The organism is Paenisporosarcina sp. FSL H8-0542 (assembly GCF_038632915.1).
Lineage (GTDB): Bacteria > Bacillota > Bacilli > Bacillales_A > Planococcaceae > Paenisporosarcina.
The window spans coordinates 1378557-1403398 of the sequence record NZ_CP152050.1 but is presented as its reverse complement, the minus strand read 5'-3'; the positions used below and the strand labels follow the sequence as shown (position 1 = coordinate 1403398).

Below are 24842 nucleotides of genomic sequence, written 5' to 3'. Positions count from 1 at the left end.
CTTTTCATTTCCTTTTCGATTAAAGGATTCTAAGTGAATTTTAATCAAACTTTTTTATAAAACGAAATGTTCATTCAGGAATAAACATTATTAGTTCGAAACTTGAGTTTTTTTCATCATTGAAACTAGTGCCATTCCAATTAAAGAAACAATCCCTAAGAAGAACAATAAGAATCCAATTGGGATTAAGAAGAAGGGCTCTTCTAGGGTACCGTCCGGTGCTATATTACTTCCAATGATAGCCTTAGCAATAAAGCAGATTACTCCTAAAAAAATTGGTGTTGATGCGATAAAATATTTTTTCTTCATATCATTTTTCCTCCATAAAAGTTAGTTTAATCATTTTTTATATTCCAAAATATCACCTGGCTGACAGTCTAATACTTCACATATTTTCTCTAATGTTGAAAACTTAATTGCTTTTGCTTTTCCATTTTTTAAAATTGAGACGTTTGCCATTGTGATACCAAGCTTTTCCGATAATTCAGTAACACTCATTTTCCTCTTTGCCAGCATTACATCAAGATTAACTATGATAACCATGTTACACCTCAAATCGTTAATTCGTTATCCTGCTTTATATCACTTGCTTTACGCATTAAATAAGAAAGTAAAGAAGTAAATACAGAAATAACAACTGCAAAAAATAGAATAAGCAAAAGAATCATTAATAGATTAGTGTTGTAGTTACCACTAATAAATACATAAAGCAGTGCGATAACATATAAAACTCCTTCTATCATTGCTAAAACACTTATACGCTTTAACCTATTTGCATTTTTTAATGTAAAATCGTTGCCTACATTAATATCTGAACAGATACTCCAGCCTATACATAAAGCAAAAAAGTAAGGAATGCCAGTTATCCAAATATAAGCAATTAAAGGTTTATATAGCTCTTTTAAGGGATCAGAATCTAACAATATATTCTTCCCTGTTTCTGGTCCAAAATAGACACAGAACATTAAACCAAATAACCAGCAAAATACAATAATTATTTTTAACCACTTTGCTAATTCCTTCTGTTTCAATGACTCACCTTCTTCTCAACTTTCTAATGTTAGAATAATCGACGACACATTCTTAGTCAATACTTTTTTATCGTAAAACAATAAATTATTATTTTACTATAAATGTCCATAATTTGGATAATTTTCGCGTAAATTAAAATCATCTATCCTCTATAGATTTTAAAGGTAGTTTGACCACACTCTTTGCGACGAGTAACCGAAGGCGCAGCACTTTTGAAGCGTGAGACCCACAAGTTGGTGGTTTTCATTACTTATTGGCTCATGCGGAACATGTGGCAAAAGCAAATGTACGAATAAACATTAACAACCATAGCCAAATAAAAAAACACCCTTTTCAACTGCGAGCCATATGATATGGTTTCGTATTGATAAAGGGTGTTTTCTATTTATTTTGATTCCACAATCAATGTCACGGGACCATCATTCGTCAAAGATACATCCATCATTGCGCCAAAGACGCCTGTTTCGACATGTAAATTCAAATTACGAAGTTGTTCGTTAAATAAATCCCAAAGCGGCTTCGCGATATCGGGTTTGGCCGCTTCACTGAAGCTCGGTCTTCTGCCTTTTCTAGTATCTCCATAAAGTGTAAATTGGGAAACGGATAAGATAGAGCCACCTGCTTCAAAAATGGATAGATTCATTTTCCCGGTTTCATCTTCAAACAAACGAAGATTCGCCACTTTTTCTGCTACATAGCGAACATCTTCTTCGGTATCTTCATGGGTAATGCCCACTAGCAGAACCAAACCTTTATCGATTTGCCCGGTGACTTCCCCATTAACTGTAACTTTTGCTTCTAAACTTCGCTGTAATACGACTTTCAAAACTAAACCCTCAATTCGTCATTCGTTGTACGGAATGAATATCTGGAATTTGTTTAATTCGTTCAACAATTTTGTGTAAATGTGCAATATTTGTAATCATTATGGTCATATTGATGGTAGCTATCTTATCGCGATCTGCTTTACCACTGACTGCTGAAATATTAGTTTTCGCTTCATTCACCACTTGCATCACTTCGTTCAATAAACCAGGACGATCGAAAGCGGAAATTTCAATATCGACTTGATATTCCTTACGCGTCGCCGTCGTTGGCTGTCCCCACTCAACGTCAATTATACGTTCATTCCCTGTTGCATCCTGCACATTCGGGCAATCGTCTCGATGAACTGAAACCCCGCGGCCTTTTGTAATAAAACCGACGATTTCATCACCCGGAACCGGACTACAGCAACGGGATAAGCGGATAAGCAAGTTGTCGATTCCTTTGACAATAACACCTGATTCGGTTGCTTTTCGAATAGTTGGCGTGTGCATTTCTTTAGTGATTTTCTCTAAAGCTTCTTCCTGATCACGTATCTTACGCATTTTCTCTGCCAGACGGTTTACTACCTGCTGTGCAGTAATGCCGTTAAATCCTACTGCTGCATACATATCTTCTTCGCTCGTGAAATTGAACTTTTCACATACGCGTTTGATATTTTCATTCGTTAATACTTCTTTAATATCAAACTCTTGTGCTTTTATTTCTTTTTCAATCATTTCATGCCCTTTATGGACATTGTCATCACGAACTTGTTTTTTGAAGAACTGCTTTATTTTATTTTTGGCTTGTGAGGATTGGGCGATTTTCAGCCAATCTCGACTAGGTCCAAATGATTGCTTGGAAGTTAATATCTCTACGATATCACCTGTTTGCAACTTCGTATCAAGTGGCACCATTTTTCCGTTTACTTTTGCACCGATGGTCTTGTTACCGATTTCGGAATGCACGCGAAAAGCAAAATCAATGGGAACCGAACCTGCAGGAAGCTCCATTACATCCCCTTTTGGAGAAAATACATAAACCATATCCGAGAATAAATCGAATTTAAGAGATTCCATAAATTCTTCTGCATTCGAGGACTCATTTTGGTACTCCAAAATTTCCCTGAACCATGTGAGCTTCGAATCAACCGATTTATTAGAAGACTCCACTGTTTTGCCTTCTTTGTATGCCCAATGTGCAGCAACCCCGTATTCAGCGATGCGATGCATCTCTGCTGTCCGGATTTGTACTTCCAAAGGATCTCCTTGAGGACCAACGACCGTTGTATGGAGTGACTGATACAAATTTTGTTTTGGCATGGCAATATAATCTTTGAAACGTCCAGGCATCGGCTTCCAAAGTGTATGGATAATGCCTAGAACTGCGTAACAGTCTTTAATACTTTCGACTGTTATTCGTACGGCAAGCAAATCATAGATTTCGTTAAACTGCTTGTTTTGCAGGACCATTTTTTTATAAATACTGTAAATATGTTTTGGTCGGCCATATAAATCCGCTTCGATTTCAACGTCTTCAAGCTCACTTTTAATATCGACCATCACATTGTTCAAGTAGTCTTCACGCTCATTGCGTTTTCGTTTCATCAAATTCACGATGCGGTAGTATTGCTGGGGATTTAAATAGCGCAACGAAATGTCTTCTAGTTCCCATTTGATTGTGGAAATCCCAAGTCGGTGTGCCAGGGGCGCGAAAATTTCCAGCGTTTCACTTGCTTTAAGCCTTTGCTTTTCAACAGGTTGGAATTTCAATGTGCGCATATTGTGCAATCGATCAGCCAATTTAATTAAAATGACACGAATGTCCTGTGCCATCGCCACGAACATTTTGCGGTGATTTTCCGCTTGCTGTTCTTCTTTCGACATGAATTTAATTTTACTTAACTTGGTGACACCTTCCACCAACATCGCCACTTCTTCACTGAATTCGCGAACGATGTCATCTCTATGGATATCCGTATCTTCTACGACATCATGTAAAAAACCTGCAGCTACTGTTGCAGGATCCATTTGAAGTTCTGCCAATATCCCCGCCACTTGAATCGGATGAATAATATAAGGCTCTCCTGATTTTCTGAACTGTTCTCGATGAGCATGCTCCGCCATTTCATACGACTTTTTGACAAATTGCACGTTTTTGTCATTCATGTACGTAGCGACAAGTGCGAACACTTCTTCAGCTGTAAATATTTGGTCTTTCGCCATGTCGAATCACTAGACTCCATTCACTTTCGAATATATGTAAAGACTATTGTATATTAGATAAACACTTCTTGCACCCTAAATGCTACAAGATATTGTCTTTTATTATATGGTCATTCAAAAAATCAACATACTTTTTAATAAAAAAAAGATGAACTTGATTAGTTCATCTTCTTTCAACCTTAATATTGCATCAAAGTGCAAATGTCGTAGCCCTTTAATTTTTCGCGTCCATCGAGGTAAGTTAACTCAATTAGGAATGCACATCCCGCAACCACTCCACCCATTTGTTCGATGAGCTTGATTGTTGCTTCGACCGTTCCACCCGTTGCAAGCAAGTCGTCACAAATCATGACACGTTGACCCGGTTTAATCGCATCTTTATGCATCGTCAGGACGTTCGTTCCATACTCAAGGTCATATTCCGCACGAATTACTTCACGAGGTAATTTCCCTTCTTTACGAACAGGAGCAAACCCTTTACCCATCGCATAAGCGACCGGACAACCGATAATAAATCCACGTGCTTCAGGACCAACTATCATATCTATGTTCTTTTCTTTCGCATATTCCACGATTTGATCAGTTGCATATTTGTAAGCTTCACCATTATCCATGATTGTTGAAATATCTTTAAAACGGATACCTGGTTTCGGCCAATCTTCCACTATTGTTACATATTGCTTTAAATCCATACTTGCTCCTCCTCAGGAACGGTCTGCTCGGCTAAGCGGGCATCAAACCATTGTCTTAATTCCATATATGGCGCATATAAAAGCTTTTGTTCAAGCTGCATCTTTTTCTCGCGCATTTGATATATCGTCGACTCTGCAAGGTCGCGTTTATCCACTGTTTCCTGCAGGTCAATTCGTCCACTGTTTATTTTAACAAAACCAAGGTCAAAAAACACCTCTGTCATGAAAAATAATGTACTTTCGCTCCATCCTTTATGTTTGGCAAGATCTTTCGCGTGTTGTTGCAAATCGAATGAAGGACGTTTAGCCAAAAATCCATAATACCATTTAAAGTGATCGCGGCTAGGCATTCCTTCAAAATAAGTGGATTCTGGAGCATAAAAATGAGCATAAATCCGTTTCGGTTGTACATGTGTCAAAACATTTTCCAATACTTCTTCCTGTTCCGGAATATCAAGCAAAACGATATATGGTTTCGCGTCCGGTAAAGATTGTGCTTTGGAAATCAACTTAATATCAGCATTCAATAACGATTGAAAATGATGAACCGTTGATTGATGGAACGCAAGATACAATGTATTGTCAGGCAGAATCATCTGATGCCATCTATTTACTTGTCGAATCCCACGTATGTCATATAGTTGCCATTCATCCGTTTTCGCATCTTCAATCATGAATTGCGGTTTCTTGCGACCGTTCCACTCATTGATTTGCAAGTCCCCAATAAATGACACAGCGACCCCTGGCGTCATTTCATCTGCCAGATGGCCTTTGCTGAAGCCTACAGCATCGAGCGTCAGTGGACCATCAGCGAGCTCCATTTTCACATGATTTTGATTGGCGCCTATTTTTCTCATGGACGAAATATTGACGTTTTCAATACAGTACATCGGCTTTGGAAAATCCATACCGAACGGGCCTAGTTGTTTCAGTGACTCAATTGTCGACAAATCAATTTCTTCGAGGTTGATGGAAATATCGATCTGTTGAACAGGTAGTAAATCTTCTTCAGTTAATGACTGCTCGGCTTGCTCTAGTAATCTAGTACGCAAATCCGTAACTTTTTCTAATGGCAGGGTCATACCTGCTGCCATTGGATGTCCTCCAAAATGAGGCAAAATATCACGATTTTTAGCAAGTTCATTATATAAGTGGAAACCCTCAATACTTCGTGCGGAACCTTTAGCAATTCCCTTTTCTGAATCGAGACCAAGCACGATTGTTGGGCGGTAATACTTTTCAACCAAGCGGGACGCAACAATTCCAACTACTCCAGGATTCCAACCTTCTTTCGCTACGACGATCACCAATGGATTTTTTCCAATATCACCTGATTCCACCATCGCGATGGCTTCTTCGGTCATTTGGCTGACTATGCCCTGTCGTTCTTTATTATGCGTGTCCAATACTTTCGCAAGGGATGCCGCTTCCACAGAATCTGTTGTCAAAAACATATCGACACCTGGACCTGCATCCGCCAATCGACCTAATGCATTTATGCGTGGACCGAACATAAAGCCAATCGTCTCTTCGTTGATTTGATTTTGTTCAGTGCCTGCAATCTGACACAATGCCTTGATTGCCGGTCTTTTTGACATCCGCAATTGTTTAATGCCTGCTTGTACAAAGTATCGATTTTCATCATGCAAAGAAACCAGGTCGGCTATTGTCCCGATCGCAACAAGTTCCAACAGTTCTTTCGGCACTTCACCGAGTAAAGCATGTGCCACTTTAAAGGCTACACCGACACCCGCTAATTCTCCGAAAGGATAACTTCCCAGAGGATGTCTTGGATGAATAATGGCATCAGCAGGTGGTAGAATCTCACCTGCTTCATGGTGATCGGTTACAATAACGTCCATACCTAATTCCTTGGCTAATTGAATTTCATTGATGCCTGAGATTCCGTTATCCACCGTAATGATGAGACTCACACCATCTTCAAATGCTTCTTTAAATAATCGTTCACTCGGACCATAGCCATCAACAAATCGATTTGGAATGGCAAACATTACATTGGCATTCAGTTGTTGGAGCGCAGTCATCATGACAGAAGTACTCGTCACACCATCTGCATCGTAATCGCCGTATACCAAAATCATTTCCTCGTCGGCAATTGCTTTTTTAATACGCTCCACTGCTTTATCCATATCGTGCAATAAAAACGGATCATGCATGGATGATTCGTCCATATGTAAAAACGCTTTCGTTTTGTTGACATCAGAAAATCCGCGAGACGCTAGAAGTTTCGCAGATACAGTCGGTAAATTCAATGCTTCTTTTAAATGTTGAACGATTTGGTCATCTGGTCTTTCCATACGCCATCTCTTTTTTGATTCAATCATCTTTAGTCACTTCCTCATAAATACCATTATAACGTATCTCGTCAGCTCTGTAATTCTTCAACTATCTTACGTTTAAATATGATGTTCCAACTAAACCTCTAACTAGTTGGCAACAACAAAAAAAGCACTCATAATGAGCGCTTCATTCAACTTAACTAGTAGAACGTACATCTGCTTTTGTAGCATTTTTAATATCGCGTTCGCTAATCGGTGGGTGTACTTTAGTTTCGCTATTGGTATCTTCATTAGCCAAATGTGCATCCTGGTAACGAACAGGTAAATTTTTGTTTAAAGCCGAGATTTCATTTTGCTGTGCCGCAATCAGTGATTCTTTTACTGTATTATCTTTCTCCAGCTGCTTCACTCGACGCTGAAATACGAATGAACGGTAAATGGCGACTGATCCACTCACAAGTGCTCCTAATAAGGCTGACCCTAAAATAACTAAAATGAGTGGCCATTGGGCGGTGCCGAAGACGTAATTGACCGGTACCGTATCCACATTGACGACTGCAAAAATGGCAACAACCACTGCAAAAATAAGTGCAAATAATAAAGACCATTGAAATTTCATCCAGTTCCCTCCTCAGTATTCAAAATATTGGTTGTTCCATAATACACAAAAAAAAGGAACAGAGCATAGTTATCTATACCCTGTTCCTCATTATTTATAAACATTACGTGCTTGTTATACGACAGGCTCGTCAGAACCCCATTTTTTCTTGTTCTCATCTTCTTCAACATCAATTGTTCCACGTTTTTTCAATTCGCGTTTTTTGAACACGAACCAAAGCTGTGCAGCGATGAAGATTGAAGAATACGTACCGGAAATTAAACCGATAAGTAAAGCCAGTGAGAAATTACGAATGGATTCTGCACCGAATAGCAATAATGCGACTACAACCATGACAACAGTTAAAACCGTGTTAACGGATCGTCCAAGTGTCTGGCGAAGTGACTTGTTAACAATTGTTGCAAGTTCTTCTTCTGTCTCGATTTTCTTCGAGCGTTTCATGTTTTCACGAATACGGTCAAATGTCACGATTGTATCATTAATCGAGTAACCTACAATCGTTAAGATTGCCGCAATAAAGGTAACATCCACTTCCAAGCGGAAAATACTGAATACCGCTACCATGAAGAATGCATCGTATAAAAGAGTTAATATTGCTGATATCCCCATTTTCCATTCAAATCGGAATGCTGTGTAAATGATAATCCCAATAGAAGCGAAAATTAAGGCTTTAACTGCATTTTTTGCAAGTTCTTTTCCGACAGTCGGAGATACCGTGCTGATGTTTGGTTCAGCACCATATTCATCACTGATTGTCGCTTTCAATTTATTGATTTCTTTCTGGGAGAAATCTTCATTATATCGAATAACGCCAATTTCTTTTTTATCACCTGAAATGACAATATCTTCAGAAGGATGATCAATCGACTCCAAATAAGTGATTAATTCCTCTTTTGTCAAAGAATCTTCAGATAGGATTTCAACTCGTGTACCACTTGAGAAATCAATACCTAAGTTCAAGCGGAAAATCCCAAGTAATATCATCCCAATTGCAAGGAAAGCAAGGGACGCCGTAAAGAATTTTTTACGTGATTTAACAAAATCAAATCGATCAAATTTTGTTGGCAAATCCAAAGCACTATAATTTTCATCAGCATGATGAATCGTTGATTTTTTGACCCCAAATAACCAAGGCTTGCCATCGAAGAATCCACTATTTACAAGTAAGCCTAAAAGTATTCGTGATCCCCATACAGCGGTAATGAAACTAACTAAAATACTGATGATCAATGTAATCGCAAAGCCTTTAACAGAACTTGTCCCAAAATAGAACAATACGGCAGAGGCTAATAAAGAAGTGATATGGGAGTCAAAAATAGCAGAAAACGAATCTTTTGCACCGTTTTTAAATGCTGCATTAATAGACCTACCAATACGTATTTCTTCTTTTATTCGTTCAGCTGTGATGATGTTTGCATCTACTGCTATACCGATTCCCAGAATAATCGCTGCGATACCTGGCAAGGTTAAAACTCCATTGATCAGTTCAAAGACCAATAAATTTAAATAAACAAACACCGCTAATGTTATTACTGCAACCAAACCTGGAAGACGGTAATAAAGAAGCATAAATAAAGCAACTAATATAGTCCCTACTACTCCAGCAAAAATCGTAGATGTCAGGGCTTTTTCACCGAACTGGGCTCCAACTGAAGTTGAATATTTTTCTACCAATTTAACCGGCAATGCACCTGCATTTAATACGCCTGCTAAACTTTTTGTCTCTTCAACTGTAAATGAACCACTGATTTGAACATTATTTGAATTGATTCGTTCACTCACAGTAGGACTTGAAACAAATTTAGGATTTTCTTTCGACATTTCTTTAGCGAAAGAATCCTTTCCTTCTTCAAAGTCCAACCAGATTACCAATAAGTTTTGACCAACTGGTTTTTGACTGATTTCTTGAGTCACTTCTGCAAATTTAGCAGGATCTTTTAGTTCCAGTGTGACCATCGGACGATTTTTATCATCAAATGTCGCTTTTGCTCCACCTTCTTTTAAATCAGAACCGTCCAACATTAAATTGTCTTCAACATCACGGAAAGTTAAATTCGCCTGTGTCGATAACAATTCACGAGCGGATTCTTGATCTTCAACCCCCGCAAGTTGTACACGAATACGATCTTCGCCTTCAACTTGAATGACCGGCTCACTGACTCCTAAAACATTTATACGGTTTAACAGAGCTTCCGCGGTATCAGCAAGCACTTCTTCAGTGATTTTCTGGTCTTTCTCGTTCTCCAATGGTTTAACTTGATAGAGAACTTCAAAACCACCCTGTAAATCTAATCCTAGTTTAATATTGCTGACAACCGATTGAGCGGTTGTACTGATGGAAGCCGCAAATACTACGATGAGTAATAAAAATGCGATTATTCGGCCTCTGGTTTTCATATGTAAACTTCCTCCTCAACTTGTCAAATGGCGATCTAAAATCACCACTCTCGAAAAAAAGCGCAACATGATTATTATGAAACACGTTACGCCACGTGTCAAATGTCCTTAAAATTCTGACGATTTAGCTATAACAATGCTCGACTTTGATGCTTTAACATTCGGTTTCAATAGTTCCTGAAGATCTCCTTGATTGAGTTCCGAGAACCAATTTGAAGTTCTGAAGTCTTCAATTTGAGTATGTGTCATGTACTGTGCGGGCGAAGTTTCCAATATATCATTTACCAATTCAGATACTCGCATTTCTTGAATGTCACGTTTTCGCCATTTTTTATTAATACAATAATTCCAGACATCCACTTCCGTGACAGAGTTGTAATTATACACCCGAAATTCGGCAACTTTACTTTCCAATGCGGGTCGCACAAGTTCAAATAATTCTTCATACTTAACACTCATTGAAACACTTCCCTCTTCTTCGGTTTTAAGCATCGTTATTTTCGCATACGAATATTGTATACGAATTTCTTTGACTTGAGAAGGAAGTGGCATAATTGTCGACATTTTTACGTGGAACGATGGTATTAATGGGCGCTGTTTTTTTATCGAAATTGTTTGGCTTTGTTTTTCGCATTCAGTTTGTGCGAATCGCAGGTGAGGAAGCAGTTGGTATATATTCAGCAGCTTACCCAGCGTTTATTTTTTTCTTATCGTTAATCCAGCTCGGTTTGCCAATCGCTGTTGCCAAAATTACCGCTGAGTTGTATGCAGGGAAAAAACATGCCGAGATACAGGCACTCATGCGCAAAGTGTGGAAATTAACTTGGGTTTCCATCATTCTTTTCGGACCACTCTTATACTTTACGGTTCCATTTGTTGCAACGAACCTGATGGAAAATGCAGCTATGAGCCAGACTCTTATTATCGGCTTATTGACGATTCCGATCGCCGCTTTTTCAGGTGTACTCAAAGGTTATTTCCAAGGACTCGCCAAAGTAGAGGAAACTGCCTGGTCGTCGTTGATTGAGCAATTCTTCCGCATTGGACTTGTCACGTGGCTATTGCCATATGTGGTCAATCAATCAAGTCCGGCAGCAACTGCGGCGGCAGCCATGACAATGGCTCTGATTGCAGAACTCGTTTCGTTCCTATACTTGTGGTGGAAATACAAGCGAGTAAAAACAATAAAAGAAAATAAAGTTAATTATCCCTCTTCACCTATATTACAGATAGCATTGCCTTCTGCAGGCAGTCGATTGTTCGGATCTTTCACATGGTTTTTGGAACCGATTGTTTTTATTAAGGCACTTTCAGTCGCAGGAATCGGGGCGGTGGCCGCAACCAATTTATACGGTATGATCTCGGCAGTCTTTATCCCGTTGCTGTTATTCCCTGCGTTTATTCCATACGCCTTGTCCATTGTGTTGGTCCCTGCTGTCAGTGACGCGAGAGCACGCTCCAACCGGTCGATGCTTCAGGAGCGTGTATCACTAGCCATGCGGGTGTCAGCCATTACCGGATGTTTTGCTGCAACTATTTTTTATTTGCACGGTGAACACATCGTCCGCGTGCTCTTCCATGTAACAGAAGGAAAAGGGTACATGGCTCTACTTGCACCTGTATTCTTTTTCTATTACATCCAGAGTCCGCTCCATGCCATCCTACAAGCGATGCATGAAGCAAAAGCTGCTATGATGAATTCAATTTACGGTGGACTAGGAAAATTATTTGTCATGTTTGTATTGGCTTCCCAACCTGGTGTGGAAGAAAAAGGTGCTATTTTAGCCATCGGTTTCGGTGTTTGTTTAACGTCATTTTTACATATGGCAACACTCAGACAAAAAAAAGAAGCCGGCATTGGCTTCACGTTTTTCGCACTTCCCTACCTGCTGTTTATCATTGTCACGATTCTTCGTCCAGTCATCTGGCCTTTAGGTGAAATGCCTTGGTTGGCTGATAGCATGGTGACGGCAGCATTGATATTCCTCGGATTGCTTGTATTTGGTCAGCTTCAGATCTCAGATGTCCGTCTCCTTCGTAAGCTTATAAAGAAGACTTAAATCGCTCTCTCATTTGCACATATAATTTTTCCCGTTCATAACTACAATAGAATACGGTTCTGGGATCATGAATATGGATTTTTTGTAATTCATCGAGCAACCATTCTTTATCCTGCTGGATCAGGTCGAGATGGTTTTCCTGTATATCTCCATCGACGATAAGTGGCAACACTGGATGATCGCCATCATTTTTGAAGACAGATAAGTTTCCAGAGGGCTCCAAAAATGCATAAGACACATCTTGAATCGATCCAATCTGCTGTTCACGAAGCTGCTGGAATAAGTCATCCAAGTTGTAGCGGTGTTTGCGCATTTCTGATTCAATGATTTCGCCGTTACGTATAATGACCGATGGATCTCCATCAATCAAATCACGGATTTTCTTGCTTTTCAATGACCAATAAGATGCTCCGATTTGAATCAAAAGTAAAAGAATCATGGGCAGAATGGATTCAAACAAACTGCGTCGCGGGTTATCGATTGCAAATGAAGCAACATCTGCAATCATGACGAAAATGACTAAGTCCATCAAGCTTAATTCGCCGACTTCCCGCTTACCCATGATTCTGAAAATAAACAATATTAGCATGTAGAGAAAAATGGTTCTCCATGCTACAACGAATAAATCACTCATACGCATCCCCTTTTTCTATTGAGTATGAGAGAAAAAACGAAGCAATATACAAAAAAACCTGTTTTCCTTTAAAGGAGAACAGGTTTTGATTTTTTACATTTTATAGTGCTGGAGAAGCGTCCAAGATGCGAGCGATAGCCGCACGTTCGAACTGAAGACGAGTGCCGTCTGCTACTGTAACAAATACAGTTGCATCATCCACTGCATCTACCAACGCGTGAAGGCCACCCACTGTTACGATACGATCCCCACGTTTTAAACTAGATTGCATCGAAGCTGTTGTTTTTTGACGTTTTTGTGCTGGACGGATGATGAAAAACCACATCACTACGAACATCAAAATTATAGGCGCTATGGCCATTAATTGATCCATTATATTATTTCCCCCTTTCTCTATATAAGCGCATGTCCAAAAAGAAGCATTGAAATACAAACTTTTTAAACAACCTTTACATTAAGTATACAAGAATCAGAAATTTTTTGCATTCGGTTTGTTGTATCCGTACTGTTCGAAGAACTCCTCACGGAAATCTCCAAGACGATCTTCACGAATTGCCTGACGAACTTGTTTCATCAAATTCATCAAGAAATGCAAGTTGTGATAGGAAGTCAAACGAATCCCAAACGTTTCTTCCGCTTTGATTAAATGGCGGATATAAGCACGAGAGTAGTTTTTACATACGTAACAATCACAGTTTTCATCGATTGGTCCGAAATCACGGGCATATTTAGCCCCTTTGGCAACTAAACGGCCGTTACTTGTCATCAATGTACCATTACGAGCAATACGCGTTGGCAACACACAGTCAAACATATCAACACCGCGAATGGCTCCGTCGATTAGAGAATCCGGTGAACCGACGCCCATTAAGTACCTTGGTTTATCAGAAGGCATGAATGGTGTCGTGAATTCAAGCACACGATTCATGATGTCTTTCGGCTCCCCTACAGACAATCCACCAATTGCGTAGCCCGGGAAATCCATTGAAACAAGGTCAGCGGCACTTTGACGGCGAAGATCTTCATATTCCCCACCTTGGATAATCCCAAATAATCCTTGGTCTTCAGGACGCGCGTGTGCGTTCAGACAACGTTCAGCCCATCGAGAAGTACGTTCTACACTTGATTTCATATATTCACGTGTTGCAGGGAATGGTGGGCACTCATCGAATGCCATCATAATATCGGAGCCTAATGCGTTTTGTATTTCCATCGCTTTTTCAGGACTTAAGAAGAGCTTATCACCGTTCATATGGTTACGGAAATGAACGCCTTCTTCTTCAATTTTACGGAACTCGCTTAAACTGAAGACTTGGAAACCACCGGAATCCGTTAAAATCGCACGGTCCCAGTTCATGAATTTATGCAGTCCGCCTGCTTCTTTAATAATTTCGTGGCCTGGACGTAACCATAAATGGTACGTATTACTCAAAATAATGCCGGCTTCCATCGTTTTCAATTCTTCAGGAGACATTGTTTTAACTGTCGCTTGTGTACCGACTGGCATAAATGTCGGTGTTTCAAATGAGCCGTGAGGTGTATGAACAATACCTAAACGCGCTCCTGTTTGTTTACATGTTTTAATTAGTTCGTATCGAATCGCTGTCATGCACGAACTCCTTTCTGATTTGCGGACGGGCGAATAAACATCGCGTCGCCAAAACTGAAAAATCGGTATTGATGGTTTACTGCCTGCTTATAAGCATTCAGAATTTTATCTCGTGATGTCAGTGCACTGACCAACATCACAAGCGTAGATTTCGGTAAATGGAAATTTGTAATCAAGCCGTCAATGCACTTAAATTCATAGCCTGGGAAAATGAAAATCGATGTCCATCCGCTATCTTCCTGCAATTGGCCATTAAATTTATTGGCTACCGTTTCAAGCGTACGTGTAGAAGTAGTACCGACAGAAATGATGCGACCGCCTGACGTTTTCACACGGTTAATTGTATCTGCTGTTTCTTGTGACAATCGATAAAATTCCGAATGCATTTCATGGTCATCTATCGAATCGACACTGACAGGTCTGAACGTACCAAGACCAACATGAAGTGTGATGAACACTACTTCCACGCCTTTTGCACGAATTTCATTTAATAAGTCGTCCGTAAAATGAAGTCCGGCTGTGGGAGCTGCTGCTGAACCTCTTTCTTTTGCGAAAACTGTTTGATAACGGTCTTTATCATCAAGTTTTTCGCGGATGTATGGCGGCAACGGCATATCTCCGAGCTGATCGAGAATTTCATAAAAAATGCCGTCGTAAGTAAATTTAAACAGACGTCCACCGTGGTTGGCTTCTCCGACACATTCTGCACGCAACAAACCTTCACCAAATGACACGACCGTGCCAATTTTAACACGTTTTGCAGGCTTAACAAGTGACTCCCACACATCTTCTTCCGTCTGTTTCAACAGTAGAAGTTCAATGTTAGCACCGGTCTCTTCTTTTACACCCATCAGTCGTGCAGGAAGAACGCGTGTATCATTTAGGACTAGGCAATCTCCAGCCTGAAATTCATCTACGATATGTTTGAATGTATGGTGGGTGACTTCCCCACTGTCTTTATCTAAAACTAAAAGCTTGCTCGATGTTCGGTCGGCAAGCGGCGTCTGTGCAATTAATTCTTCTGGTAAATAAAAATCAAAATCTTCTACTTGCATGATTATACTTCCTTTAATCTTTATTCCTCAAAATATGGGAGGTTAAAATGGTCATACGCGAGTTTCGTTACCACACGCCCTCGAGGGGTACGTTGTAAGAAGCCGATTTGCAAAAGGTACGGTTCATAGACATCTTCTATAGTTGTCGATTCTTCACCGATACTTGCAGCGATGGTGTCGAGACCAACAGGGCCACCACGAAAACGTTCAATCATGCCCAAAATCAATTTGTGGTCAATATGGTCAAGACCAAGTGCATCTACTTGCAACAGTTCGAGTGCCTCCTGAGCAGTTTCAATCGAAATCGTTCCATTTCCTCTGACTTGGGCAAAATCTCGTACACGCTTCAATAAACGGTTTGCGATACGAGGAGTACCTCGTGAGCGGCTGGCGATTTCACCTGCAGATGGATGGTCGATTTCCGCATCAAACAATGTTGCGCTTCGGGATACAATTTCAGTCAACGCCTGATTGTCATAGTAATCAAGTCTCAGCAGTACGCCGAATCGATCTCGCAGGGGAGCCGATAATGCACCGGCTCTTGTCGTTGCACCGATTAATGTAAACGGTGGCAAATCGAGTCTGACAGACCTTGCTGATGGTCCTTTTCCTACGACGATATCCAGACAGAAGTCCTCCATCGCGGGATATAACACTTCTTCAATTGAGCGATTCAGACGATGGATTTCATCGATAAACAACACGTCACCCGGTTCAAGCGAGCTAACAATTGCCGCAAGATCTCCTGGTCTTTCAATCGCAGGACCACTCGTCATACGGATATTGACGTTCATTTCGTTTGCAATAACGGCAGCTAAAGTTGTTTTTCCTAGCCCTGGAGGTCCATACAGAAGTACATGATCCAAGCTCTCTTCACGCATTTTTGCTGCTTTTACAAAAATGTCTAAATTATTCTTTACTTTATCTTGTCCAATGTACTGAGACAAATACTGCGGACGCAACGATTGTTCAAAACGTTCATCGAATTCTGAGACGCCGCTTGAAATCACACGATCTTGCATGACGTTGACCTCCTTTCATTAGCTGAGTTTCAACAACAACTGTAATGCTTTTTTCATATAGCCTTCCGTATCAAGTACTTCGGGCAATGCCTCTAATTGTGGACGCACTTTTGTTAATTCACGTTCTGAGTAACCAAGTGCCGCAAGGGCTAAGAATGCTTCTTCTATTTCGTGTTTGCCTGACGTTTCCGGGAATAATTGAAGTTCATCTTCCCCGCTTGGCATTTCGAAGTCGATTGATAAATCGCCAAGCTTTCCTTTTAAATCAAGAATCATTTGACGTGCCGTTTTTTTGCCGACACCTGGGAATTTCACTAAAAATGACTCATCTTCACGTTCAATCGCTTGCACAACCTGAGAGGGTTGTCCACTAGCCAAAATAGCCAAGGCCCCTTTTGGACCGATGCCTGATACTTGAATCAGCTTGCGGAACAACTCGCGTTGATCAAGCGATACAAAGCCAAAAAGCAATTGTGCATCTTCACGGACATGCAAGTGGGTGAAAATTTGTTGGGGTTCTGATGATACTCGGAATGCGTAAGGATTTGGCGTGTAAATCTGCCAACCTATTGATTGCTGTTCGAGTGTCATATATTCCGGTGTAATACGTGTAACCAAGCCTTTTATGTAATCGTACATTTAAAGTCTCTCCTCACATTCAACGTACTGATTATAGCATATAAAACGGATGTTCGCAGGAAGAAACCGAGGAATAAACGCCGATTCGAACAACATGTATTCAAGCAAGTTGCAATTAATCTACGACGGAAAATGTTTCAATCAGAACATTGTTGGGAAAAGATGTTCAATATCTTAAAATACTAAACTTGGAGGCGTTACTTATGGGGAAAAATAATAATACCTTTACGCATCAGAATAATCAACAAAACCATCAAAACGAACAAGGTGAAGTGAATGAACTGAACCGCAAAACATTGCAATATAAACAGGAGCACAGCAATCATGAAGAAAATAAAAAAGTAGAAGAAGCACAACAACAAAATGAAATAGAATAATTGTCATTAACAAACAACACCCGTGATGCCAGTCATCACGGGTGTTGTTCTGTTTTTGCAGTTGTCTTACGTCAAGCGGCTACAGTCTTCCCATAGCTGCGGCATTCTTTTTAACGCATGGTTGGTGAATTTCTTTAGCTTTGGTAAAAATCCCAACAATTGTTGATCTGACAAAGTAGTCGCATACAACCACTCACGCATCAATTCATTTGGAAATAATAAATAGTTCCAATCTACATTGATGAGAGATGGATGTTCTTCTATAAGTGCATGTAAATCATAATCAAAATGCGGCAGGACACGGTGAGCCCATAAAATAAGTTCCACCTCTGCAGGTCCTATGCAGGCCAGGTCAAAGTCAATGATATACATACGGTTCTTATTATCACGCACAAAATTATGATGAACGACATCTCCGTGCAGTAGAGTTACGTTATCACGTTTGATCGGCTTGAGCTGTGCTAAAGAATCGTTGGCGAGTTTCGTAATTCTCTGGGTTTTGGAAGAACCGAGTTTTTGAATAAGAAAGGGCTCCACTTGTTGCCATTTTTCCAAACGATGGGCCCATTTCCGATTCAAATCAATCTCATGAAAGAGACCCGACTTCTGCCACTCAACCTGCTTTCGCGTTGCGTGCAGTTTATGGAGCACTTCAAGCGATTTTTTCCGATCTTCTAATTGATTGAACTGAACTTTCCGTCCACTTTCAATCCACGGTTGCTGGATGACGAATGCATCTGGATATGGCTCAATTGGAACCATGAAGTCCGCACCCGCTTTAGTTAATTGTTCATGTATATAACGAATCTTATTTGCATCTGATTCATATTCATATTTTTTTAATGAATACGCATGGGGTCCAATTTGCCATTTCCACACATTTGGCTTTAATTGAACGTAATGCCCTCGTTCCACTTTTTAATAGTAGTGAGCGGGATTCGGATAACCCCTATGCCCTTGTGGAGCGGGCCACATATGACAAGGCATGCATGCCATGAATGGAGACATATGCTGAGGCATCATTTGGTTAGGCATCATTTGTTGTGGCATCATATATTGAGGCATCATTTGTTGTGGCATCATATAATTGCTTTCCATTTCTTCACCCATGGTTTGAGTTGGATATGGAGTTGGGTATGGATTTTGCCCATATCCCGGTTGTTGTCCGTAATGCTGTCTTCCACAACCACAAGGTTTCGGTGCTCCACATCCGCATGGCGGTGGTGGCGGTGCCCCACAACCACAAGGCGGCTGAGGATGGTACTGAGGTGGCAATGTCGGCATTTGCAGTGATGATTCCATTTCAAGTGAACTGGAATCAAGTAATTGCCATCCTTGTGACGACTTAGGCGGAGCTTTCTGTACCGGTTTTGCTGCAGGCATTGGCATCGGTTTTGGTGCAGGCATCGGCATCGGTTTTGGTGCAGGTGCAGGTGCAGGAGCTGCATGCTGTGGTAAATTTACTTGCAAATGTACGTCCATGTCAGGGACTGGAATCCATCCATAAGGAATGCCCATATATTGAGGCATCATTTGTGTCATTGCTATGTTTTGATTAATTGGTTGTGGCATTGGCTGTGGCATCGGTTGTGGCATTGGCTGCGGCATTAGTTGTGGCATCGGTTTTGGCATTGGTTGTGGCATTGGTTGTGGCATCGGTTGTGGCATCGGTTGAGGCATCGGTTTCATCGTCGGTTTATGGATTGGCGGTGCAGGTTGAGGAATCGGCTTGGGAGCTGGCTCCATTGTGTATTCCTCCTTCATTTTTTTCACTGGTCTTTCGTTAGTGAACGGGTGTTCAGCCATTCCTTGCGTTTTTGCCGTCTTTTGCGGCACGAAGATCTTCATGCCAGGGACGATATAATCGGGATTTGCCAAATGGGCATTCAAACGTTTCACTTCATCAAAAGAAACACCATATTGCTTAGCAATTTTCCACAGTGTGTCTCCTTTTTGCACAACATGTACGTGCAAAATAATTCCCCCTTTCATCTATGTATCCTATGAATCGCATTTTGATTTGGTCACATAATTGCTGTACATGATAAACTATGAGTACACGTGCTATAGATATGCATGAAAAGGACGGGATCATCTTGAAGAAATTATTAGGAGAAGAAAGACGTCATCAATTACTCAACTTGCTAAAAGAAGCTTCCGAGCCAATTAAAGGCACGGAATTGGCTAAACAAGCTGGCGTTAGCCGCCAAGTAATCGTTGGGGACATGACTTTATTAAAAGCTCGCAACGAACCGATTTTGGCCACGAGCCAAGGTTATGTATATATGAAGCAATTAAGTGTAAGCCATGCGTTCGAACGCCAAATCGCATGTGTGCATACACCTGCTGATGCGCGGGACGAATTGTACACCATGGTAGATGCAGGGGTCACAGTAAAAAATGTAACGGTCGAACATCCTGTTTATGGTGAACTGACCGCATCCATCATGGTGGCGAACCGCCATGAAGTCGATTTGTTTTTGACACGCGTGGAAGAAACGGGTGCCAGTTACTTATCCGAACTGACGGATGGCATTCATTTGCATTTGATTGCCGCCTCTTCAGGCGACTTCCTGGAAGCAGCAGTTGAGGGTATGCGTAAAAAAGGATATTTGGCGGATGAGGAATAAGAAAAGGACGACATTGCGCTATATGCAATGACGTCCTTTTTATAAAAATGGGGAATGCTGCTCCCATTTTCGAAAAGTTGCTCCAAAGTGAGTACATTTTCGGTCAATGGTTCTCAAAAACAAAAAAGGAATGACTGCGCAATCCGCGGTCATTCCTTTTTATATGTAAAATATGTACCGAGAGATTTCACTTCGCACCCTAAAGCGCGTAGTTCTTCTTTCGCTCCTTGCATCATTACAGCTTGTTCATCTTCTAGTACATCCATGATAAAGAAATAATGACCGAGCCCTGTTTTTAATGGACGCGACTCAATTTTGCTTAAATTCAGCTGGCGCCATGCGAATACCGACAATACTTGATGCAAAGCACCCGATCGGTCATCTACAGGTAACTTAATCATAAGGGTCGTTTTGGGTGAGTTGTCATGGCCCGTTTTATCAAGACGGATGTTCTTCTTCTGAAGAACAAAAAACCGTGTATGATTGAAATGAAAATCATGGATATTTGCTTCCACAATGGTCAGTCCATATTTCTTTGCGGCAAAATCATTGCCGATTGCTGCAATCGTCCGTTCTGGATTCTCTGCTACATATTTCGCTGCGGCTGCAGTTGATGTAGTCTGTTCCAGAGGTACTCCGCGAAATCGATAATACAAATATTTATGACACTGGGCCAGTGCATGTGGATGTGAATAGACCATTTTGATATCTTGCCAATTCTCCAATTGCTCTGGATGTACCATAAAATGTTGCTCAATCGGTGATAAAATTTCTGCCGAAACATGCAGTTCCACATCGTGAAACAAATAATCAATTGTTAACGGCACAGAACCTTCCAGTGCATTTTCCAGTGGTACCACGGCAAATTCAACTTCCCCGTTCGCCACCGCTTCAATACATTCTGGAATTGTTGCATACGGCATCAACCATTCCCCGGCAAAGACCGTTCCTGCTGCTAAATGTGTAAAAGATGCTTCCGGTCCTAAATAAGCAACACGTGATTCCCAATCTTTAGTTAACATGTAAGACACTCCTTAAGATGCGCCGGAACTAATGACTTCCGCTGACTCGACAAAATCCAGCCGTTTCAATTGTTGAATTAAATCATCCAATTGCACATTCATGGCAGTGACATCAAGTGACAGTGTCACATTGGCACGACCTTGAATGGGAATCGTCTGATGGATTGTTAACACGTTACACAGTGCATCAGCCACTGTATTTAATAATGTCGCAAGCGTTCCTTTGCGATCTTCCAGTTGTAAAAACACCGTTAAAATACGTTCCCGAACAATGGAATGGAACGGAAAGACAGCATCCCGATATTTATAATAAGCGCTGCGTGACAGGTCCACTTTTTTCACCGCGTCCCAAATCGATGCGACTTCTCCACTTTGCAATAACTGCTTTGCATCAAGCGTTTTTTGCATCGCTTCCGTCAGCACATCTTCACGCACTAAATAAAACCGTTGTTCAGATACGTCTTTCATATGTCCATCCTCACTTTCTATTCGATGAATTCAAATTCGAATTCAAGGAGTCTTACTGTATCGCCATTTTCCGCTCCACGTTCACGCAATGCTTCATCAACACCCATACCACGAAGTTGACGTGCGAAACGACGAATCGCGTCTTCGCGAGAGAAGTCGGTCATCTTGAATAAGCGTTCGATTGATGAACCACTTAATACATAAGCTCCATCGTCGTCACGTGAAATTTCGAAGCCATCACGTTCAGATTGGTGTTTGTAAAGAACCGTTTTATCTGATTCTTCTTCAGCCATTTCGTGAATTAAGAATTCTTCAGTTACTTCAAGTAAATCTGCAACTGCGAATAAAAGTTCATTCAACCCTTTGCGTGAAAGTGCCGAAATCGGGAAAATTTTCACATCTTCCGGTAATTTCTTACGGAATTCAGCCAAATTTTCTTCTGCATCAGGCATGTCCATTTTGTTCGCTACAATCAATTGAGGACGTTCCGTCAAACGCAAGTTGTATTGACGAAGTTCTTCATTAATCGTCACATAATCATCATAAGGATCGCGACCTTCAATACCAGACATATCAATTACGTGAACGATTACGCGTGTACGTTCGATATGACGAAGAAATTGATGTCCAAGACCTACACCTTGGCTTGCGCCTTCGATAAGACCTGGCAAATCGGCCATCGCAAAGCTACGACCATCAGTTGTTTCAACCATTCCAAGGTTAGGAACGATTGTTGTAAAATGATACGCTGCAATTTTTGGTTTCGCTGCTGATACGACAGACAGCAATGTAGATTTCCCAACGCTTGGGAATCCAACTAAACCTACATCAGCCAATACTTTAAGCTCTAAAACCACTTCAATTTCTTGTCCTGGTTCGCCTTTTTCAGACAGCTCAGGTGCTGGATTTTGAGGTGTTGCAAAACGGCAGTTCCCGCGCCCTCCACGGCCACCTTTTGCAATAACCGCTCTTTGACCATGCTCAACTAAATCAGCCAGTACCGGTCCGCCTTCTTCAGCCATTACGACTGTACCAGGTGGAACTTTAACGATTAAATCTTCCGCTCCACGTCCGTGCATTCCTTTACTTTGTCCGTGATCGCCACGGTCTGCTTTGAAATGACGTTTATAACGGAAATCCATTAACGTACGTAATCCTTCTTCAACTTCAAAGATTACGTTCCCTCCGCGGCCACCATCTCCACCTGCAGGACCACCATTTGGTACATACTTTTCACGACGAAACGCGACCATACCATCTCCGCCATCTCCGCCTTTAATGAATATCTTTACGTGATCGACAAACATTGACTATCCCTCCTTGCTTTCCTCTATATGAAAACGCCAATTCTTGGTCGTTTTGCATTCATGGGTCAGTGAAACTTGTGATTCTTTTGAAAGTTCTTGCTGAATGGGTTCCCATTCTCCGTTCGCATCAAACGTCAGTTTAAATGTCGTCGGGTTACACACTATATGAATGTGCAATAGTTGTTCTGTATAAGGATTTAATTGTTCGTGTAACAGTTTTGTTGTTTGTTCAAGTACATCTTGGACCTGCTCATCCAACAATAGGTTGCAATCTGATTCGATGTTATTGGAAATGCTTACTTGAAATCCAGGGAAACGCCAATTGGCAGTCTGAAGCCACTCTGTCGTGCGTGGTAAATCCATTTTCGAAAGTTCATAAAACGCTTTAGCTTCTGTTGAGTAGTGATCTATTGCCGCCTTTGCGTCTTCCAGTCGTGCAAGATCAATATTCATTTTGATTAGTTGCAACTGATTCAAAAAATCATGGCGTGCAAATCGCAGTGCCTCATTTATTGAAAACGTTTTTTCGGTCATACATCACACTCTCCATTATGCTAGTCTCAATTCCTAAGTATACCAAGAAATAAAGCGATTTTGTTGCAAAAAAGAAAAGCGCAAAGCACAAGTCTAACTTGACGCCGACGCTGAAAGGAAGGTTTCCTTTGCGACGAGTAATCGCAGGAGCAAGGTTTCCTCTGCGACGAGTAACCGCAGGAGTAACCAATTCGAACGCTTACCTTCGCATGAGGGACCGACCCGTAGGTGCAGGTATGTGCTTGGAGCTAGACATAGAGTTCCTCTAATCTAGAGTTTTCTATGCAAATGTAAACACTTTTTGATAAAAAGAAAAAGGACTGCAGTTATGCAGTCCTTTGGCTGTTTGAATTAAGCTTCTTGAGCTACAGGATATACACTAACTTTTTTCTTGTCGCGGCCATAACGCTCAAAGCGTACAACTCCGTCAACTTTCGCAAAAAGTGTGTCATCTCCACCACGGCCTACGTTTTCACCTGGATAAATTTTAGTACCGCGTTGACGGTATAAAATTGAACCACCTGAAACCATTTGACCATCAGCACGTTTAGCGCCAAGGCGTTTTGATTGTGAGTCACGTCCGTTACGAGTCGAACCTACTCCTTTTTTCGATGCGAAAAACTGAAGATCTAATCTTAACATCATTTGTTTCACCCCCTACTTTTTGAAGGTTATTTTTATATATTGTCCATAATCTTGTTCAATCGTTTGTAAAGAAACAATCATCGCTTGTACAATTAATTGCACTTGATCATTCACAGTTGAAACCAGATCTTGCGGAAACGAGACTTTGAGAAACCCACCGTCTTGCCCTTGCTTCACGTCTGGAAGGACTTTCGTAAGTTCAGCGATTGCATTGACTGCCCCAAAAGAAACAGCGGTTGCAGCTGCACAGACTAAATCTTTTCCATGCTCGGCAAATTCTGCATGGCCTTTCATTTCAAAAGAATGAATGTGATTGGATTGATCTTTTTCAATCGTTACAGTTATCATCGTTCACACATCTTATAGGTTGATTGAATCAATCACAAGTTTTGTGTAAGGTTGACGATGACCTTGTTTTTTACGGTAGTTCTTTTTCGCTTTGTATTTGAAAACTGTGATTTTTTTACCGCGGCCGTTTTTCACGACTGTAGCTTTAACTGTTGCTCCTTCAACGAAAGGAACTCCAACTTTCACGTTGTCTCCACCTACGAATAATACTTTGTCAAATGTGAAAACGTCTTCAGCATCAACACCTAATTTTTCGATGTAGATTTCTTGACCTTTTTCAACTTTGATTTGCTTACCACCAGTTTCGATAATTGCGTACATTTTACTGCACCTCCTCTTAGACTCAGACTCGCCTTAAAATGAGGTGATCTTTGCAGATACTTTAACCTCTTCAGAGCGGTTGTAGTAGCACGGGTGCTA

28 protein-coding genes and 1 other annotated feature are annotated in these 24842 nt (G+C 40.9%); of the genes, 3 read left to right on the top strand and 25 right to left on the bottom strand.

The features are described from left to right. Nucleotides 1–90 precede the first annotated feature (90 nt). The 10 genes from MHH33_RS07480 to MHH33_RS07435 all read right to left on the bottom strand — a co-directional run bounded on the left by MHH33_RS07480 (nucleotide 91) and on the right by MHH33_RS07435 (nucleotide 10531). A complete protein-coding gene (locus MHH33_RS07480; protein WP_342543418.1) occupies nucleotides 91–309 on the bottom strand; it encodes a DUF3955 domain-containing protein in 219 nt (72 codons plus the stop codon). A gap of 30 nt (nucleotides 310–339) precedes the next feature. After that, entirely contained in the window at nucleotides 340–543 is a 204-nt protein-coding gene (locus MHH33_RS07475) for a helix-turn-helix transcriptional regulator (protein ID WP_342543417.1), read from the bottom strand. Nucleotides 544–551: 8 nt separating this feature from the next. Continuing rightward, the gene (locus MHH33_RS07470) at nucleotides 552–1031 is read right to left on the bottom strand and encodes a DUF2975 domain-containing protein (protein WP_342543416.1); all 480 of its coding nucleotides are present in this window, start codon (nucleotides 1029–1031) and stop codon (nucleotides 552–554) included. A 386-nt stretch (nucleotides 1032–1417) separates the two neighbouring features. Then, a complete protein-coding gene (gene dtd / locus MHH33_RS07465) occupies nucleotides 1418–1858 on the bottom strand; it encodes a D-aminoacyl-tRNA deacylase (protein ID WP_342543415.1) in 441 nt (146 codons plus the stop codon). Nucleotides 1859–1868: 10 nt separating this feature from the next. Continuing rightward, nucleotides 1869–4064: a bifunctional (p)ppGpp synthetase/guanosine-3',5'-bis(diphosphate) 3'-pyrophosphohydrolase gene (locus MHH33_RS07460; RefSeq protein WP_016426820.1), complete on the bottom strand. Its 2196-nt coding sequence runs from the start codon at nucleotides 4062–4064 to the stop codon at nucleotides 1869–1871. A gap of 179 nt (nucleotides 4065–4243) precedes the next feature. After that, a complete protein-coding gene (locus MHH33_RS07455; RefSeq protein ID WP_342543414.1) occupies nucleotides 4244–4756 on the bottom strand; it encodes an adenine phosphoribosyltransferase in 513 nt (170 codons plus the stop codon). Then, the gene (gene recJ / locus MHH33_RS07450) at nucleotides 4747–7101 is read right to left on the bottom strand and encodes a single-stranded-DNA-specific exonuclease RecJ (protein ID WP_342543413.1); all 2355 of its coding nucleotides are present in this window, start codon (nucleotides 7099–7101) and stop codon (nucleotides 4747–4749) included. Before recJ ends, MHH33_RS07455 begins: the two co-directional genes overlap by 10 nt. A gap of 151 nt (nucleotides 7102–7252) precedes the next feature. Continuing rightward, nucleotides 7253–7675, bottom strand: a complete 423-nt coding sequence (locus MHH33_RS07445) for a lipopolysaccharide assembly protein LapA domain-containing protein (protein ID WP_016426817.1) — start codon at nucleotides 7673–7675, stop codon at nucleotides 7253–7255. Between the two features lie 114 nt (nucleotides 7676–7789). After that, the gene (secDF, locus tag MHH33_RS07440; RefSeq protein ID WP_342543410.1) at nucleotides 7790–10072 is read right to left on the bottom strand and encodes a protein translocase subunit SecDF; all 2283 of its coding nucleotides are present in this window, start codon (nucleotides 10070–10072) and stop codon (nucleotides 7790–7792) included. 108 nt (nucleotides 10073–10180) lie between these two features. Next, nucleotides 10181–10531 (bottom strand): post-transcriptional regulator, encoded by a 351-nt coding sequence (locus MHH33_RS07435; RefSeq protein ID WP_036659635.1) that lies wholly within the window; start codon nucleotides 10529–10531, stop codon nucleotides 10181–10183. Between the two features lie 95 nt (nucleotides 10532–10626). Here MHH33_RS07435 and MHH33_RS07430 point away from each other — a divergent pair, with 95 nt between their 5' ends. Then, entirely contained in the window at nucleotides 10627–12132 is a 1506-nt protein-coding gene (locus tag MHH33_RS07430) for a polysaccharide biosynthesis protein (RefSeq protein ID WP_342543408.1), read from the top strand. Here MHH33_RS07430 and MHH33_RS07425 read toward each other — a convergent pair. The 6 genes from MHH33_RS07425 to ruvA all read right to left on the bottom strand — a co-directional run bounded on the left by MHH33_RS07425 (nucleotide 12116) and on the right by ruvA (nucleotide 17091). Further along, nucleotides 12116–12766 carry a DUF421 domain-containing protein gene (locus MHH33_RS07425; protein WP_016426813.1) on the bottom strand — a complete coding sequence of 217 codons (651 nt, stop codon included), beginning with the start codon at nucleotides 12764–12766 and terminating at the stop codon, nucleotides 12116–12118. The genes MHH33_RS07430 and MHH33_RS07425 overlap by 17 nt on opposite strands. A 100-nt stretch (nucleotides 12767–12866) precedes the next feature. Then, on the bottom strand, nucleotides 12867–13139 hold the full coding sequence (gene yajC, locus MHH33_RS07420) for a preprotein translocase subunit YajC (RefSeq protein WP_342543407.1): 273 nt from the start codon (nucleotides 13137–13139) through the stop codon (nucleotides 12867–12869). A gap of 96 nt (nucleotides 13140–13235) precedes the next feature. Next, on the bottom strand, nucleotides 13236–14375 hold the full coding sequence (gene tgt, locus MHH33_RS07415) for a tRNA guanosine(34) transglycosylase Tgt (protein ID WP_016426811.1): 1140 nt from the start codon (nucleotides 14373–14375) through the stop codon (nucleotides 13236–13238). Continuing rightward, nucleotides 14372–15430, bottom strand: coding sequence for a tRNA preQ1(34) S-adenosylmethionine ribosyltransferase-isomerase QueA (queA, locus tag MHH33_RS07410; protein WP_342543406.1), 1059 nt, complete (start codon nucleotides 15428–15430; stop codon nucleotides 14372–14374). Before queA ends, tgt begins: the two co-directional genes overlap by 4 nt. Before the next feature lie 20 nt (nucleotides 15431–15450). Further along, entirely contained in the window at nucleotides 15451–16452 is a 1002-nt protein-coding gene (ruvB, locus tag MHH33_RS07405; RefSeq protein WP_342543405.1) for a Holliday junction branch migration DNA helicase RuvB, read from the bottom strand. Nucleotides 16453–16470: 18 nt separating this feature from the next. Then, nucleotides 16471–17091 carry a Holliday junction branch migration protein RuvA gene (ruvA, locus tag MHH33_RS07400; RefSeq protein ID WP_342543404.1) on the bottom strand — a complete coding sequence of 207 codons (621 nt, stop codon included), beginning with the start codon at nucleotides 17089–17091 and terminating at the stop codon, nucleotides 16471–16473. Nucleotides 17092–17294: 203 nt separating this feature from the next. Here ruvA and MHH33_RS07395 point away from each other — a divergent pair, with 203 nt between their 5' ends. After that, nucleotides 17295–17468: a hypothetical protein gene (locus MHH33_RS07395; RefSeq protein ID WP_342543403.1), complete on the top strand. Its 174-nt coding sequence runs from the start codon at nucleotides 17295–17297 to the stop codon at nucleotides 17466–17468. Nucleotides 17469–17534: 66 nt separating this feature from the next. On the opposite strand, the gene MHH33_RS07390 is transcribed toward MHH33_RS07395, so the two are convergent. Beyond that, the gene (locus MHH33_RS07390; RefSeq protein WP_342543402.1) at nucleotides 17535–18347 is read right to left on the bottom strand and encodes a phosphotransferase; all 813 of its coding nucleotides are present in this window, start codon (nucleotides 18345–18347) and stop codon (nucleotides 17535–17537) included. Nucleotides 18348–18386: 39 nt separating this feature from the next. Then, complete coding sequence (gene safA, locus MHH33_RS07385; RefSeq protein ID WP_342543401.1) at nucleotides 18387–19442, bottom strand: SafA/ExsA family spore coat assembly protein; 1056 nt, start codon at nucleotides 19440–19442, stop codon at nucleotides 18387–18389. Nucleotides 19443–19564: 122 nt separating this feature from the next. Here safA and MHH33_RS07380 point away from each other — a divergent pair, with 122 nt between their 5' ends. Next, on the top strand, nucleotides 19565–20098 hold the full coding sequence (locus MHH33_RS07380; protein ID WP_342543400.1) for a transcription repressor NadR: 534 nt from the start codon (nucleotides 19565–19567) through the stop codon (nucleotides 20096–20098). 149 nt (nucleotides 20099–20247) lie between these two features. Here MHH33_RS07380 and pheA read toward each other — a convergent pair whose 3' ends face one another. The 7 genes from pheA to rplU all read right to left on the bottom strand — a co-directional run bounded on the left by pheA (nucleotide 20248) and on the right by rplU (nucleotide 24743). Next, on the bottom strand, nucleotides 20248–21120 hold the full coding sequence (pheA, locus tag MHH33_RS07375) for a prephenate dehydratase (protein WP_342543399.1): 873 nt from the start codon (nucleotides 21118–21120) through the stop codon (nucleotides 20248–20250). A gap of 12 nt (nucleotides 21121–21132) precedes the next feature. After that, nucleotides 21133–21588, bottom strand: coding sequence for an ACT domain-containing protein (locus MHH33_RS07370; protein WP_342543397.1), 456 nt, complete (start codon nucleotides 21586–21588; stop codon nucleotides 21133–21135). Nucleotides 21589–21605: 17 nt separating this feature from the next. After that, the gene (obgE, locus tag MHH33_RS07365; RefSeq protein WP_016426801.1) at nucleotides 21606–22895 is read right to left on the bottom strand and encodes a GTPase ObgE; all 1290 of its coding nucleotides are present in this window, start codon (nucleotides 22893–22895) and stop codon (nucleotides 21606–21608) included. Between the two features lie 3 nt (nucleotides 22896–22898). After that, nucleotides 22899–23429 carry a Spo0B domain-containing protein gene (locus MHH33_RS07360; RefSeq protein ID WP_342543396.1) on the bottom strand — a complete coding sequence of 177 codons (531 nt, stop codon included), beginning with the start codon at nucleotides 23427–23429 and terminating at the stop codon, nucleotides 22899–22901. A 351-nt stretch (nucleotides 23430–23780) separates the two neighbouring features. Next, a complete protein-coding gene (gene rpmA, locus MHH33_RS07355; RefSeq protein WP_036659634.1) occupies nucleotides 23781–24071 on the bottom strand; it encodes a 50S ribosomal protein L27 in 291 nt (96 codons plus the stop codon). Between the two features lie 15 nt (nucleotides 24072–24086). Then, nucleotides 24087–24422, bottom strand: a complete 336-nt coding sequence (locus MHH33_RS07350; RefSeq protein ID WP_016426798.1) for a ribosomal-processing cysteine protease Prp — start codon at nucleotides 24420–24422, stop codon at nucleotides 24087–24089. A gap of 12 nt (nucleotides 24423–24434) precedes the next feature. Next, complete coding sequence (gene rplU, locus MHH33_RS07345) at nucleotides 24435–24743, bottom strand: 50S ribosomal protein L21 (protein ID WP_016426797.1); 309 nt, start codon at nucleotides 24741–24743, stop codon at nucleotides 24435–24437. Between the two features lie 14 nt (nucleotides 24744–24757). Further along, nucleotides 24758–24834: a sequence feature (ribosomal protein L21 leader region), on the bottom strand. Nucleotides 24835–24842: the final 8 nt, after the last annotated feature.